The sequence below is a fragment of the Cupriavidus sp. 01L43 genome (assembly GCF_056399925.1).
The window spans coordinates 176,860-192,251 of record NZ_JBFTSH010000008.1 but is presented as its reverse complement, the minus strand read 5'-3'; the positions used below and the strand labels follow the sequence as shown (position 1 = coordinate 192,251).

Genomic DNA, 15,392 nt, shown 5'->3' with positions numbered 1-15,392 from the left:
CGCCTTGCGAAAAGCCTTCCCAGGAGAGATCAACAACTGGAGAAGGTTCATGCCGCAATTCGCCGCGCGCCGTCATCTGCTGAAGCTGTGTACCGCATTGGGCACCACCATGGTGCTGTCGACACTCTGTGCAGGCACCGCTCAGGCGCAAGCCGCCACCAAGGTCCGCTTCCAGCTCGACTGGCGTTTCGAGGGCCCGTCCGCGCTGTTCCTGCTGGGCGAGCAGAAGGGCTACTACAAGGCGGAGAAGCTCGACGTGTCCATCGACGCTGGCAACGGCTCGGGCAACGTGGTCAACCGCGTGGCCTCCGGCACCTACGACATGGGCTTCGCCGACCTGGCCTCGGTGATGGAGTTCTACGGCAATAACCCGGACGCCAAGAACAAGCCGGTGGCCGTGATGATGGTCTACAACAACACGCCGGCCGCCGTGCTGGCGCTGAAGAAGTCCGGCATCCGCGCGCCCAAGGACCTGGCCGGCAAGAAGCTCGGCGCCCCGGTGTTCGATGCCGGCCGCCGCGCCTTCCCGATCTTCGCCAAGGCCAATGGCCTCCAGGCGCAGTCGTTCAACTGGCAGGCGATGGACCCCACGCTGCGCGAGACCATGCTCACGCGCGGCGACCTGGACGCCATCACCGGCTTCTCGTTCACGTCGATCCTGAATCTGAACGCGCGTGGCGTGAAGGATGAGGACATCGTCGTGCTGCCCTACCCGCAGTTCGGCGTGAAGCTGTACGGCAACGCCATCATCGCCTCGGAGCAGTTCCTGAAGAGCAACCCGGAGACGGTCAAGGCGTTCCTGCGCGCGTTCTCCAAGTCCGCGCGCGACGTGATCGCGCATCCCGAGGAAGGCATCAAGGCCGTGAAGGCCCGTGACGGCATCATCGACGAGAAGCTGGAGGTGCGCCGCCTGAAGCTGGCGCTGGACAGCGTGGTGAAGTCGCCCGATGCCAAGGCCGAGGGCTTCGGCCGCGTGAGCAAGCCGCGCCTCTCGCTGATGGCGTCGCAGGTGGCCGATGCCTTCGGCACCAAGGGCCGGATCAACCCGGACACGCTCTGGACCGACGCCTACCTGCCTTCCGCCGCCGAACTGGACGTCCTGCGATGATGATGGCGCGAGAAAGCCTGTCCCCCGCCTCGGGCGGGGCGGCCAGCGGGGTCACGGAGGCCACCCTGGCTCCCCCGAAGCCGTTCGTCGATTTCAACCGTGTCTGGCTCGCCTATGACGACGAGCTGGCGCGGCGTGGCGAGTTCGCCGTGGAGGACATCTCGCTGCAGGCGGCGCAGGGCGAGTTCATCGCCATCGTCGGGCCGTCCGGCTGCGGCAAGTCCACCTTCATGAAGCTGGCCACCGGGCTGCGGCCGGCCACGCGCGGCGCGGTCAGCATCGCGGGCGAGAAGGTGAACGGCCCGCTCAAGCAGGTCGGCATGGCCTTCCAGGCGCCGACGCTGCTGCCGTGGCGCACCACGCTCGACAACGTGATGCTGCCGCTGGAGATCGTCGAGCCGTACCGCTCCACCATGCGCGCCAAGCGCAAGGAGTACGAGGCCCGGGCGCGCGACCTGCTCAAGACCGTCGGCCTGGCGGGCTATGAGGACAAGTTCCCGTGGCAGCTGTCCGGCGGGATGCAGCAGCGCGCGTCGATCTGCCGCGCGCTGATCCACCAGCCGCGCATGCTGCTGCTGGACGAGCCGTTCGGCGCGCTCGACGCCTTCACGCGCGAGGAACTCTGGTGCGTGCTGCGTGACCTCTGGCAGGCCCAGCGCTTCAACGTCATCCTCGTCACGCACGACCTGCGCGAGGCCGTGTTCCTGGCCGACACGGTCTACGTGATGAGCGCCCGCCCGGGCCGCATCCTGTTGCGCAAGGAGATCGACCTGCCGCGTCCGCGCGCGCTCGACGTCACCTATTCCGAACCGTTCGCCGAACGCGTGCACGAGCTGCGCGAGAAGATCGGCCACGTCCGCCAGCAATAAGAAGCGATCCACACCATGGCAACCATGACTTCCACCCAGGCAAAGCGCGTGCAGCGCGTGGCGCCGTGGCTCCTGCTGGGGGCTTTCCTGATGGTCTGGCAGGGCGCGTGCCTCGCTTTCCAGATCTCCGATTTCATCCTGCCGAGCCCGTCGGCCATCGTCGCCTCGCTGACCGAGTACAGCGGCGTGATCGCCGGCCATGCCTGGCGCACGTTCTGGACCACGATGGTTGGTTTTGGGCTGGCAATTGGCGTCGGTGTGGTGCTGGGCCTGCTGATGGGCTCGTCGAAGCTGGCCTACGCGGCCACCTACCCGCTGATGACCGCCTTCAACGCGCTGCCCAAGGCCGCCTTCGTGCCGATCCTCGTGGTCTGGTTCGGGCTGGGCGCCGGGCCGGCCATCCTGACGGCGTTCCTGATCTCGTTCTTCCCGATCATGGTCAACATCGCCACCGGGCTGGCCACGCTGGAGCCGGAGCTTGAGGATGTGCTGCGCGTGCTCGGCGCCAAGCGGCGCGACGTGCTGCTCAAGGTGGGTCTGCCGCGCGCGATGCCGTTCTTCTTCGCCTCGCTGAAGGTGGCCATCACGCTGGCCTTCGTCGGCACGACGGTGTCCGAGATGAGCGCCGCGAACGAGGGCATCGGCTACCTGCTGGTGTCGGCCGGCTCGGCGATGAAGATGCCGCTGGCGTTTGCGGGGCTGGTCGTCATCGCCGTGATGGCGATGGGGATGTACGAGCTGTTCGCGGTGCTGGAAAAGCGCATGACGGGCTGGGCGCACCGGGGTTGATGCGCCCCTCGGGCGCCGCTCAGGCGTAGTCCAGCGGTAGCGCCGTCGTGTACTTGATTTGTTCCATCGCGAAGCTGGAGCTGACATCGGCCAGTTCCGCGCCCTGGATCAGCTTCTTGTACACGGCGTCGTAGGCGGCGATATCGGGCACCACCACGCGCAGCAGGTAGTCCGTGTCGCCGGCCATGCGGTAGAACTCGGTCACTTCGGGGATCGACGCCACCAGCCCGTGGAAGGCCTTCAGCCATTTCACGTTGTGCTGGTTGGTCCGGATCGACACGAAGACGGTCACGCCCACATTGAGCTTGCCGGCATCCAGCAGCGCCACGCGCTTGCGGATCACGCCCGATTCCTCGAGCTTCTGCACCCGCCGCCAGCACGGCGTGGACGTGAGGCCAACCTGCTCGCCGATATCGGCGACGGGCACGGTGGCGTCTTCCTGGAGGATCTCCAGGATCTGGCGGTCATAGCGGTCCATGAATCCTCAACTGACGATGGTATCCACCAGCAGGTTCACCCCGGTGGCGATGCGGTCCTGGTCCACGCCGTAGATATGGAGCGACATGGCCACGGCGTCGCTGGCATTGCCCAGCGCGTGGATGTGCTGCAGGCCGGCCGGCACGCTGAAAGTGTCGCCGGCCTCGCGGGTGACCGCGTTGACCTGAGATGCGGTGCGGTCCTCCGGGTTCCAGCGGTAGTGGCGCTCGGCCAGCGTGCCGCGCAGCACGCGGTAGGCGCACCAGGTGCGATGGCCGTGGACGGGGCTGAACTGCCCCGGCCGCCAGACCAGCACCATGACCGAGAACCGTTCGAAGGGATCGGCATGGACCAGGTGCCGCGTATAGCGGTCCGGACTGCCTTCGAGCGCGCCCGGCGGCAGGCTGGCGAGCAGCGTGTCGGCGTCCGGCAGGCTGGCCGCCACGTGCGCCGCCACCATCCGCGCGCTCTGGGCGAGCGTGGCTTCCATGCCGGTGGCGAGCGTGGAAAAGGACGAAGGGAGGACAGATGGCTGCATGGCGGTTGCGGGGGCAGGATGGGATCCCATTCATCTTAGTCGGCCCCCCTGAGCAAGAATATCCAATCTGTCGTCCAAATCTCGCTCTAATTGTAATCCTGTTCCAAACATATTCAAGAAATTGGAATAGATTTGCTCATCGTGCAGCCCGATGGCCGGCAAGCGATAATCCGCGCCATGGAAATCAAATGGCTTGAAGACTTCGTCAGCCTGGCCGAGACGCACAGCTTTTCGCGCTCGGCGGAGCTGCGGCATGTCACGCAACCGGCGTTCTCGCGGCGTATCCAGTCGCTTGAGGCGTGGGTGGGCACCGAACTGATCGACCGATCGAGCTACCCGACCACTCTGACCGACGCCGGAAAGGTGTTCTACGAGCAGGCGCTGGCCATGCTGGCCCAGGTCAGCGAAACCCGGGCGCTGATGCGCGGCCAGCGCTCGGCCAACGCCCAGGTGCTGGAATTCGCGGTGCCGCACACGCTGTCGCTGACCTTCTTCCCGGAATGGCTCAAGGGCGTGGAGCGCAAGGTCGGCACGCTGCCCTGCCGGCTGCGCGCGCTGAACGTCCACGATGCCGTGCTGATGCTGGTGGAGGGCGGCTGCGACCTCGTCATGGTCTACCACCACCCGCGCCAGGCCATCCAGCTGGATCCGGCCCACTACGACATGCTCGTGCTCGGCACCGAGCGGCTGTCGCCCTACAGCGTGCCCGACAGCACTGGCCGGCCCGTGTTCCGGCTGCCCGGCAGCGACAAGAAGCCGGTGCCGTTCCTCAGCTACACGCCCAATGCGTTCCTGGGACGGATGGTGGACATGCTGCTGTCCGAGTCGCCGGACATCCTCAAGCTCGACAAATGCTACGAGACCGATATGGCCGAGGCGCTCAAGGTCATGGCGCTGGCCGGCCACGGCATGGCTTTCCTGCCCGAGAGCGCGGTGCGGGACGACGTGCACGCAGGCCGGCTGGTGCGGGCCGAGGCCGCGCGCGGGCTGCCGCAGTCCATCGACATGGAGATCCGGCTCTACCGCGAACGGCCCACCGATGTCGGCAACGACCGCCGCAGCGGGCAGAGCCGACGCAAGCGCCAGCTGGTGGACAAGGTCTGGGCTGCGTTGACGACGCAAGCCTGAGGGGTCGGGCGCAAGGTTATGCGCGTCTTGCATAATGCTGCAGGGCGGGATGAGCAAACGGCATTGGATTCTGATGTGGAGGCGCCGATATTCTGCGTGTCACCTTCACTCGGAACTCAACGATGTCTTCCGCAGCACCGTCCAAGCCGTCCATCGCCTCCCACATCCTGCCTTCGTACCTGAACGCCGACGCGCTCGGGCCCTGGGGCATCTACCTCCAGCAGGTTGACCGTGTCACGCCCTACCTGGGTTCGCTGGCCCGCTGGGTGGAAACGCTGAAGCGCCCCAAGCGCGCGCTGATCGTGGACGTGCCCATCGAGCTGGACAACGGCACCATCGCCCACTACGAGGGCTATCGCGTGCAGCACAACCTCTCGCGCGGCCCGGGCAAGGGTGGCGTGCGTTTCCACCAGGACGTGACGCTGTCCGAGGTGATGGCCCTGTCCGCGTGGATGTCGGTCAAGAACGCTGCCGTCAACGTGCCCTATGGTGGTGCAAAGGGCGGCATCCGCGTGGATCCGCGCACGCTCTCCACGGCCGAACTGGAACGCCTGACGCGCCGCTACACCAGTGAAATCAACCTGATCATCGGCCCGACCAAGGACATTCCGGCGCCGGACGTGAACACCAACGCCCAGGTCATGGCCTGGATGATGGATACCTACTCGATGAACTCGGGCAGCACGGCCACGGGCGTGGTGACCGGCAAGCCGATCTCGCTGGGCGGCTCGCTGGGCCGTCACGAGGCGACCGGCCGCGGCGTGTTCGTGGTCGGCAAGGAAGCCGCCCGCAACCTCGGCATGGACATCAAGGGCGCGCGCGTGGCCGTGCAGGGCTTCGGCAATGTAGGCGCCGTGGCGGCCAAGCTGTTCCACGAGGCTGGCGCCAAGGTGGTGGCCGTGCAGGACCACCGCACCACGCTGTACAACCCGGCCGGGCTCGATGTGCCGGCGATGATGGAATACGCGTCGCACAGCGGCACGATCGAAGGCTTCCAGGGCGAAGTGCTGACCACCGAGCGGTTCTGGGAAGTCGAGTGCGACATCCTGATCCCGGCCGCACTGGAAGGCCAGATCACGGCCGCCAACGCGCCCAAGATTACGGCCAAGCTGGTGATCGAGGGCGCCAACGGCCCGACCACGCCCCAGGCGGACGACATCCTGCGCGAGCGCAACATCCTGGTCTGCCCGGACGTCATCGCCAATGCCGGCGGCGTGACCGTGTCCTACTTCGAATGGGTGCAGGATTTCTCGAGCTTCTTCTGGACCGAGGAGGAGATCAACGAGCGCCTGGTACGAATCATGCAAGAGGCCTTCCGGGCGATCTGGCAGGTGGCCCAGGACAATAAGGTCACGCTGCGGACGGCTGCGTTTATCGTTGCTTGTACGCGAATCCTGCAGGCGCGCGAGATGCGCGGCCTGTATCCCTGATTGAAACGGGCAATGAAAGGGGCGGATGGATGTTGCGACGCAGCATCCATCCTTTCCCCGGACATGAAAGGACGCGGCGGCCGGAGTTTTCCGGCTGCCGCGTTTTTTTGTTGTCTGAATCATTGCAGTTGTGTCGCATTTTGGCGCAATGCCGCGCAACCATGCCTGAACTGGCACCAGTTAGGGGAAAAACCCGTTGTCTTGGGTCACGAGCTAAGCAATACTGTTTCGCCGGTGGGGCGTTTTTTTGCTAGAGTCCCGCCTTTCTCTTCATGGTCAAGGAGATGTTATGAATGTAGCCAAGCTGGCTAGCCTGGCGGTTGCTGCGGGTATTCTGTGCGGTACCGCGCAGGCTGCAGAGCCGCTGACGGGCACGCTGCAGAAGATCAAGGACACGGGTGTCATTACGCTGGGTGTGCGGGATTCCTCGATTCCGTTCAACTACAACCTTGGCGGCGTGCGCCAGGTGGGCTATTCCTACGATATCAATATGAAGATCGTGGAAGCCGTGAAGGACCAGCTGAAGCTGCCGAACCTGCAGGTCAAGGAAATCCCGATCACCTCGCAGAACCGGATCACGCTGCTGCAGAACGGCACGATCGACATCGAGTGCGGTTCCACGACCAATAACCTGGAACGCCAGAAGCAGGCCTCGTTCTCGAACAGCATCTTCATCATCGGCACCCGCATCATGGTGAAGAAGGATGGCGGCATCAAGGACTGGTCTGACCTGAAGGGCAAGAACGTGGTCACCACCGCTGGCACGACGTCCGAGCGCCTGCTGCGCAAGATGAACGACGACCAGAAGCTGGGCGCCAACATCATCAGCACCAAGGACCATGGCCAGTCGTTCCTGACGCTGGAATCGGGCCGTGCCGTGGCGTTCATGATGGACGACGCGCTGCTCTTCGGCGAACGCGCCAAGGCGAAGAACCCGGCCGACTGGATCGTCGTGGGCAAGCCGCAGTCGCGCGAGTCGTACGGCTGCATGATCCGCAAGGATGATGCCCCGTTCAAGAAGGTGACGGACACCGTGATCGCCGGCCTGATGAAGGACGGATCGATCAACACGATGTACACCAAGTGGTTCATGCAACCGGTACCGCCGAAGGGCCTGAACCTGGACTTCCCGCTGTCCGACGACATGAAGGCGCTCTTCAAGAACCCGAACGACAAGGCACTCGACTGATCCCTGTGATCGGAGCAGTGCGAAACGGAAGGAGAAGTCCTTCCGTTTCTTTTTGAAGGACGCACTATGGATTACATTTTTCACTGGGGAGTGTTCCTCGAGCAGGCCGCGCAGAACGAGACGTACCTGGACTGGATGATTTCCGGTCTCAAGGTGACGATCGCGCTGGGCCTGACCTCGTGGGCCATCGCCCTCGTCATCGGCTCGGTGCTCGGCGTGCTGCGCACGGTGCCGAACAAGCTGCTGTCGGGTATTGCCGCGACGTATGTCGAGATTTTCCGGAACATTCCGCTGCTGGTTCAGCTGTTCATCTGGTATTTCGTGATTCCCGAGCTGCTGCCGTTCGGCGACGCGATCAAGCAGATGAACCCGTTCACCCAGCAGTTCCTGGCCGCCATGCTCTGCCTGGGCACGTTTACCGCCGCCCGGGTTTGCGAACAGGTGCGCTCGGGTATCAACTCGCTGCCGCCGGGTCAGCGCAACGCCGGCCTGGCGATGGGCTTCACGCTCGCGCAGACTTACCGCTTCGTGCTGTTGCCGATGTCCTTCCGTGTCATCGTGCCGCCGCTCACCTCCGAATTCCTGAACATCTTCAAGAACTCGGCGGTGGCGTCCACGATCGGCCTGCTGGAACTCGCCGCGCAGGGCCGCCAGCTGGTGGATTACACGGCGCGTCCGTATGAATCGTTCATTGCGGTCACGGTGATGTACATGCTGATCAATCTGACGGTCATGCTGATCATGCGCTGGGTGGAACGCCGGACCCGGGTGCCGGGCTTCATCGGCGGCAAGTAAAGGGGCGCACATGGCATACGAATTCGACTTTAGTTCCATCAACCACGAAACGCTGGACGTGCTGTGGGAAGGCATGACGGTGTCGCTCAAGATCACCGTGACCGCGGTGGTGGTGGGCATTGTCTGGGGCACCATCCTTGCGATGATGCGCCTGTCTTCCTTCAAGGCGCTGAACTGGTTTGCGCAGGGGTACGTGACCATCTTCCGCTCCATCCCGCTGGTGATGGTGCTGTTGTGGTTCTTCCTGATCATCCCGCAGCTGCTGCAGAAGGTGTTCAACCTGTCGCCCGCGGCCGATTTGCGGATGACCTCGGCGCTCATCGCGTTCGCGCTGTTCGAGGCCGCGTACTACTCCGAAATCATCCGGGCCGGTATCCAGAGCGTGTCGCGCGGACAGATGTTCGCCGCGCAGGCGCTGGGCATGACCTACGGCCAGACCATGCGGCTGGTGATCCTGCCGCAGGCGTTCCGCAACATGGTGCCGCTGCTGCTGACGCAGGGCATCATCCTGTTCCAGGATACGTCGCTGGTCTACGTGAGCGCGCTGGCTGACTTCTTCGGCCAGGCCTACGGCATTGGCGAGCGCGACGGGCGCATCGTCGAAATGCTGCTGTTCGCGGGCTTCGTGTACTTCGTTATCTGCTTCTCCGCTTCGCTGCTGGTCAAGCGTTATCAGAAAAAGGTGGCTGTATGATCGAAATTAATAACGTTTCCAAGTGGTACGGCACGTTCCAGGTGCTGACGGACTGCACCACCAAGGTTGCCAAGGGCGAAGTGGTGGTGGTGTGCGGCCCGTCCGGTTCGGGCAAGTCCACGCTGATCAAGACCGTGAACGCGCTGGAGCCGTTCCAGAAGGGCGACATCCTGGTCGACGGTACTTCGGTGGGTAACGCCAAGACCAACCTGCCGAAGCTGCGCTCGCGCGTGGGCATGGTGTTCCAGAACTTCGAACTGTTCCCGCACCTGTCGATCACCGAGAACCTGACCATCGCCCAGATGAAGGTGCTCGGCCGCTCGAAGGACGAGGCGATGGCCAAGGGCCTGAAGTACCTGGAGCGCGTGGGCCTGAAGAACCAGGCGGCCAAGTTCCCCGGTCAGCTGTCTGGCGGCCAGCAGCAGCGCGTGGCGATTGCCCGCGCACTGTCGATGGACCCGATCTGCATGCTGTTCGACGAGCCGACCTCGGCGCTTGACCCGGAAATGGTCAACGAGGTGCTGGACGTGATGGTGCAGCTGGCTCAGGAAGGCATGACCATGATGTGCGTGACCCACGAAATGGGCTTCGCACGCAAGGTGGCCAACCGCGTGATCTTCATGGACGCCGGCAAGATCGTCGAGGACTGCCCGAAGGAAGAGTTCTTCGGCGACATCGCCGCCCGCTCGGAGCGCGCCCGCCAGTTCCTGTCGAAGATCCTGCAGCACTAATTGGTGTAGCAGGTCGTCGGACCCCCTCTCCCGTCGGGAGAGGGGCGCAGCATCCCTTCCGCTTCACCCTCCCCAAAGCCTAAAGCCTCAAGTACACGCCGTATTGGCCGCGTTCTTCGCCTGCACCTCGGGCGGGATCGGCACGGTCAGCGTCATCGTCGGCAGGCCATGTTCGAACATGATCAGCTCGCCCGGCATGAAGCGCGTCCACGTCTCGTTGTCGGTCAGCGGCGCGGTGGCGATCACGGCCACGCGGTCGTCGGGTGTGGTCACCTGGGCGAAATCGATCGACAGGTCGGCATCGATCAGATGCGCCTTCGAGAACGGCCACTGCCGCACGATGTAGTACAGATGCGTCGAGCAGTGCGCGAACAGCGCCTGGCCATTGCATAGTAGAAAGTTGAAAACGCCATGCAGCGTGATGTCGCGCGTGATGTCCGCCAGCGCGTGGCCCAGCTCGTTCAGCGGCGGCTGGGAGCCCGGGAACCGCTTGCGCAGCCCCTGCATCAGCGTGCAGAACGCGAGTTCGCTGTCGGTATCGCCCACCGGCTGGTACACGCCGGACAGGAACGGCGAGAAGCCCTTCAGGTCGCCGTTATGCGCGAAGATCCAGTGCCGGCCCCAGAGTTCGCGCATGAACGGATGGCAGTTCTCGAGCAGCACCGTGCCCTGCGTCGCCTTGCGGATATGGGAAATGACGTTTTTCGACTTGATCGGATAACGCTTGATCAGCTCCGCCACCGGCGAGGTGCCGGCGGACTGGTTGTCGATGAACAGCCGGCAGGCCTTGTCCTCGAAGAATGCCACGCCGAAACCATCGGCATGGTGGTCGGTTACGCCGCCACGGGCGGCAAAGCCCGTGAAGGAGAACGTCACGTCGGTTGGCGTGGCGCAGTTCATGCCTAGCAGCTGGCACATGGGGGCACCGGTGCGGCAAGGGGCTGCCGCTTTGCAATAGAATGCAGACATTATCCCGCGCGTGCGGGACGCTGCCAAGCGCGGCGCCCGGGCGCCCCCCCCTGCTGTTCAGCCCCAGCCCCTTCCCAGCCATGAGTCAATACAAGATCGCTGTCATTCCCGGAGACGGAATCGGAACGGAAGTGATGCCCGAAGGCATCCGTGCCATGGACGCCGCCGCGCGCCGCTTCGGCATCGACTTCCAGTGGGACCACTTCGACTTCTCCAGCTACGACTACTACGCCCGCCACGGCAAGATGCTGCCGGACGACTGGTTCGACACGCTGGTCAAGTACGACGCCATCTACTTCGGCGCCGTGGGCTGGCCCGAGAAAATCCCGGACCACGTGTCCCTTTGGGGCTCGCTGCTCCAGTTCCGCCGCTCGTTCGACCAGTACGTGAACCTGCGCCCGGTGCGCCTGATGCCCGGCATCAAGAGCCCGCTGGCCGGCCGCCAGCCTGGCGATATCGACTTCTACGTGGTGCGCGAGAACACCGAGGGCGAGTATTCGAGCATCGGCGGGCGCATGTTCCCGGGCACCGAGCGCGAAATCGTGGTCCAGGAGACCGTGATGAGCCGCATCGGCGTGGACCGCATCCTGAAATTCGCGTTCGAGCTGGCCCAGAAAAGGCCCAAGCAGCACCTGACCTCGGCCACCAAGTCGAACGGCATCTCCATCACCATGCCGTACTGGGACGAGCGCGTGGAGGCCATGGCGGCCAATTACCCGGGCCTGAAGGTGGACAAGTACCACATCGACATCCTGACTGCGCACTTCGTGCAGCATCCGGACTGGTTCGATGTGGTCGTGGCCAGCAACCTGTTCGGCGATATCCTGTCCGACCTCGGCCCGGCCTGCACGGGCACCATCGGCGTGGCGCCGTCGGGCAATATCAACCCGGACAAGACCTATCCGAGCCTGTTCGAGCCCGTGCACGGCTCGGCGCCGGACATCGCCGGGCGCGGCGTGGCCAACCCGATCGGCCAGATCTGGTGCGGCGCGATGATGCTGGAGCACCTCGGCCATGCCGATGCGGGCGCCGCCGTGCTGGCCGCCATCGAGAAGGTGCTGGCCGCCGGGCCGGGCCACGCGCCGCTGACGCGGGATATTGGCGGCACCGCCGGAACGGCCGACCTGGGTCGTGCGATTGCGGAGGCGCTGTGAATACCGCTAACACCACCAACACCGTGACCTCCCATATCGACCCCCGCACGCTGCTGCTGGAGAGCTTCCGGGCCGCCGTGGCCGCAGCTGACCCGCTCGAGATCGTCGCCGCCCACCTGCCGCCGCCCCATGCCGGCGGCCGCACGCTCGTGGTCGGGGCGGGGAAGGCCGCCGCATCGATGGCGCTGGCCGTGGAGCGCGCCTACGCGGGCCGCGCCACGCTCGACGGCATCGTTGTCACCCGCTACGCGCACGGCCTGCCGACCGACCATATCCGCGTGATCGAGGCCGGCCATCCCGTGCCCGACGAGGCCGGCGAACAGGCCGCGGCGGACATCCTCGCCCGCGTGCAGGCGCTCGGGCCGGAAGACCGGCTGATCGTCCTGGTGTCTGGCGGCGGGTCGAGCCTGCTGTCGCTGCCGGCCGAAGGCATCGCCATGGCAGACCTCAAGGCCACCACGCGCGAACTGCTCCGATGTGGCGCACCGATCACAGAAATGAATATCGTGCGCAAGCACCTGTCGCGCATCCAGGGCGGCCGGCTGGCGCAGGCGAGCAAGGCGCCCGTGACCACGCTGATCGTCTCGGATGTGGCCGGCGATGATCCAAGCGCGATTGCATCCGGCCCCACCGTGGCCGATCCGAGTACGTATGCCGATGCGCTGGCCATCCTGCAACGCTACGGCGCGAAGGTGCCGGCCCCGGTGCAATCCCACCTGGAACGCGGCGCGCGGGGCGAGATCGACGAGACGCCCAAGCCGGGTGATCCGTTGTTCACCCGGGTCGAGAATCACATGATCGCCACCGCGCACGGCAGCCTGGAAGCCGCCGCCGCGCTGTTCCGCAAACAGGGCATCCAGCCCGTGGTGCTGGGTGACACCGTGACCGGCGAAGCCCAGGAAGTCGCGCGGGTCTATGCCGCGCTGGTGCGCGAGATTCGCGCGTACAATGCGCCGTTCGCCGCGCCGGTGGCGCTGATTTCCGGTGGCGAATGCACGGTGACGCTGCCCGCGAGCGGTGCCGAGCGGGCCCGGGGCGGCCGTTGCTCGGAGTTCCTGCTGTCGCTGGCGATCGAGCTGGGCGGGGCGGACAATATCCATGCGATCGCCGCCGATACGGACGGCATCGACGGCTCCGAGGACAACGCCGGCGCCGTGTGCTGCCCCGATTCGCTCAAGCGCGCCGAGGCCGCCGGCGTCTCCGCCCGCCAGCAACTCGATGCGCACGATGCCTGGGGCTTCTTCGATGCCATTGGCGACCTGGTCCAGACCGGCCCCACGCGCACCAACGTGAACGATTACCGCGCCATCCTGATTCTTTGAATTTCCAGCTATGACCCAGACGCTCACCATCACCCGCCCGGACGACTGGCACCTGCACCTGCGCGACGGCGCGGCGCTGGCCGCCGTGCTGCCGGACACCGCGCGCCAGTTCGGCCGCGCGATCATCATGCCGAACCTGAAGCCGCCCGTGACCACGGTGGAGCAGGCTGCCGCCTACCGCGCGCGCATCCTGGCCGCGCTGCCGTCCGGCATGGCGTTCGAGCCGCTGATGACGCTGTACCTGACCGACAACTTGCCCGCCGAGGAAATCGTCGCCGCCAAGGCGAGCGGCTTCATCCACGCGGTGAAGCTGTACCCGGCCGGCGCCACCACCAACAGCGACGCCGGCGTGACCGACATCCGCCGCTGCGCCGCCACGCTGGAAGCCATGCAGCGCGCCGGCCTGCCGTTGCTGGTGCACGGCGAAGTGACCGATGGCGACATCGACATCTTCGACCGCGAAGCCGTGTTCATCGACCGCGTGATGCGGCCGCTGCGCAAGGACTTCCCGGAGCTGAAGGTGGTCTTCGAGCACATCACCACCAAGGACGCGGCCCAGTACGTGGCCGAGGCCGAAGGCCCGGTCGGGGCGACGATCACCGCGCACCACCTGCTGTACAACCGCAATGCGATCTTCACCGGCGGCATCCGCCCGCATTACTACTGCCTGCCGGTGCTCAAGCGCGAGACCCATCGCGAGGCGCTGGTCAAGGCGGCCACGTCCGGCAGCGCGCGGTTCTTCCTCGGCACGGACAGCGCGCCGCATGCACGCGGCCTGAAGGAACACGCCTGCGGCTGCGCGGGCTGCTACACGGCACTGCATGCGATGGAGCTGTACGCCGAAGCGTTCGATACTGCCGGCGCGCTCGACAAGCTGGAAGGCTTCGCCAGCTTCCACGGCCCGGCGTTCTACGGCCTGCCGCGTAACACCGGCACGCTCACGCTGTCGCGCGAAGACTGGGAGTTGCCGGCTGAACTGCCGTACGGCGACACCACGCTGGTGCCGCTGCGCGCCGGCGAGACCCTGCGCTGGAAGGCGCAATAAGCGACTTGCCTGGCATCGACTGGACGCGGCCGTGGTTCCGGCCATTCGCCGCGTCCGGGGTCGCGCTCTCCGCCGCCGATTCTCGCGCGGCGCTCAACGAACAAGCTGCCGCCGCCGGGCTGGCGAACGCCAACGACCAGCCACTGCGCTTCGTCCCCCAGTCTGAACTCCCCGATGGGGTGGCCTATGAGGCGCATATCCACGCCACCGGCCACGTTCCCACGCGCGACAACCTCCACGACGCGTTCAACGCGCTGATCTGGCTCCATTTCCCCGTGACAAAGGCCGTGCTGAACCGGCTCCAGGCCGAGGCCATCGCCCGTGATGGCGTGCTGCCCGTGCGCGGCGGCCTGCGCGATGCCGCGACGCTATTCGACGAAAACGCAGTGATTTTCCTGACCGAGGACACCCGGCTGGCCCAGGCGCTGCAAGGGTTTGCGTGGCACACGCTGTTCGTGGAGGCGCGCGCCGCATGGGGCAGCGCCTGCACGGTCATCCCGTTCGGCCACGCCTTGCTGGAGAAGCTGGTGCAGCCCTACAAGTCGATCACGGCCCACGCATGGTGGCTGCCGATGCCGCCCGGCACGCCGCGCGCGGTCATCGACCGGAAGCTTGCCGAATCGCTGGCCGAGGCAGCCGGGCAGGGCACGCTGCGCGGCGGCCGCTGCTTCGCGCCGCTGCCGGTGCTGGGCATTCCAGGCTGGTGCGATGAGAACGATGCGCCGTCGTTCTACGACGATACGGCCGTGTTCCGCCCCGGGCGGCAGATCCGCTGAGTTCGGTGGTAGACTGCGGGCCGCAAAGCAGGCCAGACAATCGCTGCTTGTCTCGCAAGGGGCAAGGGGAGGAAAGTCCGGACTCCACAGGGCAGGGTGTTGGCTAACAGCCATCCACGGTAACGTGCGGAATAGGGCCACAGAGACGAGTCTTGCCGCCGGGTTCGCCTGGCGGGAAGGGTGAAACGCGGTAACCTCCACCCGGAGCAATCCCAAATAGGCAGACGATGAGGCGGCCCGCTGAGTCTGCGGGTAGGGAGCTGGAGCCGGCCGGTAACGGTCGGCCTAGAGGAATGGTTGTCACGCACAGCGCGCCGCAAGGCGGGCCGCGCGCACAGAATCCGGCTTATCGGCCTGCTTTGCTCTATCTTCCTGACG

General features: G+C 65.5%; 16 protein-coding genes and 1 other RNA gene. 14 read left to right on the top strand and 3 right to left on the bottom strand.

The genetic code is table 11. The features are described from left to right. The first annotated feature begins 49 nt into the window (after window positions 1-49). The 3 genes from AC1DP9_RS15860 to AC1DP9_RS15850 are packed head-to-tail and all read left to right on the top strand — an operon-like array spanning window position 50 to window position 2,766. The gene (locus AC1DP9_RS15860) at window positions 50-1,108 is read left to right on the top strand and encodes an ABC transporter substrate-binding protein (protein WP_092291853.1); all 1,059 of its coding nucleotides are present in this window, start codon (window positions 50-52) and stop codon (window positions 1,106-1,108) included. Beyond that, on the top strand, window positions 1,108-1,977 hold the full coding sequence (locus AC1DP9_RS15855) for an ABC transporter ATP-binding protein (RefSeq protein WP_477107889.1): 870 nt from the start codon (window positions 1,108-1,110) through the stop codon (window positions 1,975-1,977). Before AC1DP9_RS15860 ends, AC1DP9_RS15855 begins: the two co-directional genes overlap by 1 nt. A 15-nt stretch (window positions 1,978-1,992) precedes the next feature. Continuing rightward, the gene (locus AC1DP9_RS15850; protein ID WP_092291857.1) at window positions 1,993-2,766 is read left to right on the top strand and encodes an ABC transporter permease; all 774 of its coding nucleotides are present in this window, start codon (window positions 1,993-1,995) and stop codon (window positions 2,764-2,766) included. A 19-nt stretch (window positions 2,767-2,785) separates the two neighbouring features. On the opposite strand, the gene AC1DP9_RS15845 is transcribed toward AC1DP9_RS15850, so the two are convergent. Beyond that, window positions 2,786-3,244 carry an Lrp/AsnC family transcriptional regulator gene (locus AC1DP9_RS15845; RefSeq protein WP_092291859.1) on the bottom strand — a complete coding sequence of 153 codons (459 nt, stop codon included), beginning with the start codon at window positions 3,242-3,244 and terminating at the stop codon, window positions 2,786-2,788. A 6-nt stretch (window positions 3,245-3,250) separates the two neighbouring features. Further along, a complete protein-coding gene (locus tag AC1DP9_RS15840; RefSeq protein WP_477107859.1) occupies window positions 3,251-3,781 on the bottom strand; it encodes a cysteine dioxygenase family protein in 531 nt (176 codons plus the stop codon). Window positions 3,782-3,958: 177 nt separating this feature from the next. Between AC1DP9_RS15840 and AC1DP9_RS15835 the strand changes: the two genes are divergently transcribed. The 6 genes from AC1DP9_RS15835 to AC1DP9_RS15810 all read left to right on the top strand — a co-directional run bounded on the left by AC1DP9_RS15835 (window position 3,959) and on the right by AC1DP9_RS15810 (window position 9,748). After that, window positions 3,959-4,909 carry a LysR family transcriptional regulator gene (locus AC1DP9_RS15835; protein ID WP_092292143.1) on the top strand — a complete coding sequence of 317 codons (951 nt, stop codon included), beginning with the start codon at window positions 3,959-3,961 and terminating at the stop codon, window positions 4,907-4,909. Window positions 4,910-5,031: 122 nt separating this feature from the next. Continuing rightward, window positions 5,032-6,339 carry a Glu/Leu/Phe/Val family dehydrogenase gene (locus tag AC1DP9_RS15830; RefSeq protein WP_092291861.1) on the top strand — a complete coding sequence of 436 codons (1,308 nt, stop codon included), beginning with the start codon at window positions 5,032-5,034 and terminating at the stop codon, window positions 6,337-6,339. A 289-nt stretch (window positions 6,340-6,628) separates the two neighbouring features. Beyond that, window positions 6,629-7,528 (top strand): glutamate/aspartate ABC transporter substrate-binding protein, encoded by a 900-nt coding sequence (locus tag AC1DP9_RS15825; RefSeq protein WP_092291863.1) that lies wholly within the window; start codon window positions 6,629-6,631, stop codon window positions 7,526-7,528. A 66-nt stretch (window positions 7,529-7,594) separates the two neighbouring features. Next, entirely contained in the window at window positions 7,595-8,323 is a 729-nt protein-coding gene (locus AC1DP9_RS15820; RefSeq protein WP_092291865.1) for an amino acid ABC transporter permease, read from the top strand. 10 nt (window positions 8,324-8,333) lie between these two features. Continuing rightward, window positions 8,334-9,017 (top strand): glutamate/aspartate ABC transporter permease GltK, encoded by a 684-nt coding sequence (gene gltK / locus AC1DP9_RS15815; protein WP_092291867.1) that lies wholly within the window; start codon window positions 8,334-8,336, stop codon window positions 9,015-9,017. After that, on the top strand, window positions 9,014-9,748 hold the full coding sequence (locus AC1DP9_RS15810) for an amino acid ABC transporter ATP-binding protein (protein WP_092291869.1): 735 nt from the start codon (window positions 9,014-9,016) through the stop codon (window positions 9,746-9,748). Before gltK ends, AC1DP9_RS15810 begins: the two co-directional genes overlap by 4 nt. Window positions 9,749-9,835: 87 nt before the next feature. On the opposite strand, the gene AC1DP9_RS15805 is transcribed toward AC1DP9_RS15810, so the two are convergent. Further along, window positions 9,836-10,666 carry a class II glutamine amidotransferase gene (locus AC1DP9_RS15805; protein WP_092291871.1) on the bottom strand — a complete coding sequence of 277 codons (831 nt, stop codon included), beginning with the start codon at window positions 10,664-10,666 and terminating at the stop codon, window positions 9,836-9,838. Between the two features lie 131 nt (window positions 10,667-10,797). Here AC1DP9_RS15805 and AC1DP9_RS15800 point away from each other — a divergent pair, with 131 nt between their 5' ends. The 5 genes from AC1DP9_RS15800 (at window position 10,798) to rnpB (ending at window position 15,379) form a co-directional block, all read left to right on the top strand. Beyond that, window positions 10,798-11,871: a tartrate dehydrogenase gene (locus AC1DP9_RS15800; RefSeq protein ID WP_477107858.1), complete on the top strand. Its 1,074-nt coding sequence runs from the start codon at window positions 10,798-10,800 to the stop codon at window positions 11,869-11,871. A gap of 23 nt (window positions 11,872-11,894) precedes the next feature. Beyond that, window positions 11,895-13,193, top strand: a complete 1,299-nt coding sequence (locus AC1DP9_RS15795; RefSeq protein ID WP_477107888.1) for a glycerate kinase type-2 family protein — start codon at window positions 11,895-11,897, stop codon at window positions 13,191-13,193. A gap of 10 nt (window positions 13,194-13,203) precedes the next feature. After that, window positions 13,204-14,238, top strand: a complete 1,035-nt coding sequence (gene pyrC / locus AC1DP9_RS15790; RefSeq protein WP_092291877.1) for a dihydroorotase — start codon at window positions 13,204-13,206, stop codon at window positions 14,236-14,238. Window positions 14,239-14,243: 5 nt separating this feature from the next. Then, window positions 14,244-15,014 (top strand): DUF3025 domain-containing protein, encoded by a 771-nt coding sequence (locus tag AC1DP9_RS15785; RefSeq protein ID WP_477107857.1) that lies wholly within the window; start codon window positions 14,244-14,246, stop codon window positions 15,012-15,014. A gap of 24 nt (window positions 15,015-15,038) precedes the next feature. Then, window positions 15,039-15,379: RNase P RNA component class A (gene rnpB / locus AC1DP9_RS15780), an RNA gene on the top strand. The last annotated feature ends 13 nt before the right edge of the window (window positions 15,380-15,392 follow it).